Raw genomic sequence first — 1,145 nt, 5'->3', positions numbered from 1 at the left:
GGCCCCGCCGAGAACGGCGGGCCCCGTCGGCGTTTCCAAGGCTGGTGAACGTCCGCTGGCGCGGGCGGTTCCGCGGTCCGCCACCCGGTCGGCGCCTCCTGGCCGCTGCGGACCTCGCGGATGGACGTGGTCACCGCGGGCTCCACCAGGCCGTGTCGTCCCGACCGCTGGCTTCGCGAGGTTCCCGTCCCGAGGCCCGCCCGCCGCGTCGGTCGTCGTCGACTGCCGGTCCACCGGAACGACGGCCCGGTGGCACGTCGGCGGCACCGGCCGCTCCCGGCCGCTCCCGGCCGCTCCTGCCGCCCCGAACAGCAGAACACCCGTCCGTTCGTCAGGCAGGACCCACCGGATGACGCCGGTGGGCGGTCGATGTTGGCCGGAACCGGTCACGCTCGGAGGTGGGTGCTCCGCGCAGGCCGACCGGAGGGCGCCGGAACCGTGGGCTCGGCCGGACGTGGCCCTGCCCCCCCGGAACGGCCGGCGCCCGCTCTTGGCCCGGCCGGGACTGACCGGTACCAGCGACCCGGTGCGGCCGTGGGAACGGTCACGTTCCCGGCCGCCCGAGAAGCGGGCGGCCGTCCGCCATCCATGGACAGTGGCACGAGGCAGGTCGTACGATCAGCCGGATTCCCTGCGTTTCGGCGCAGGGTGACCACTGGTCCAGCGGCCACCGAAGCCGTTCCGGGTCTGGACGGTGTGTGCCCATCTCACTGCTGCCCAACGCGGGAGAGCCGGACGGCCCGTGGCGACCAGGGCTGGTCCGGCGGGCGAGCCGGTGCGCGTCACCAGACCCCACGGCTCTCCCGGCCCCACCGACCCCGTCCCGCCGGTCCACGGCATCAGCCCGACCATGCCGTGACACCGCCGCTGGCCCTCCGGGCGGTGCTGGCCGTCGCCGGGGCACTGGCCCTCGCCCTGACCCTCACCTCCGGGCGCTACGGCTACTTCGGGGACGAGCTGTACTTCCTGGGCGCGGGACGTCGGCTGGACTGGGGGTTCGCCGACCAGCCGTCGCTCACCCGATCTGGCTGCTCGGTGGGCGCGTGGCTCCGGGGGACGAGAGCTGGCCGGAGATCCGATCCCCGCGGTGAGCCCGTCCTCCCCGCCACCGGCGGGGTGGCGGGAAGGCGGGAAAGAGGCGCGGG

1 pseudogene is annotated in these 1,145 nt (G+C 75.5%); it reads left to right on the top strand.

Features of this window, described 5'->3' with window-relative positions:
- Positions 1-855 precede the first annotated feature (855 nt).
- Positions 856-1,145, top strand: a pseudogene (locus ACTIDRAF_RS35215) (hypothetical protein); the annotation flags it as partial.

Origin of the sequence: Actinoalloteichus spitiensis RMV-1378 (genome assembly GCF_000239155.1) — a bacterium.
In the GTDB taxonomy this organism is placed as follows: Bacteria; Actinomycetota; Actinomycetes; order Mycobacteriales; family Pseudonocardiaceae; genus Actinoalloteichus_B; species Actinoalloteichus_B spitiensis.
Note: the sequence above shows the minus strand (reverse complement) of the source record. Positions and strands in the feature narration are given on the sequence as shown.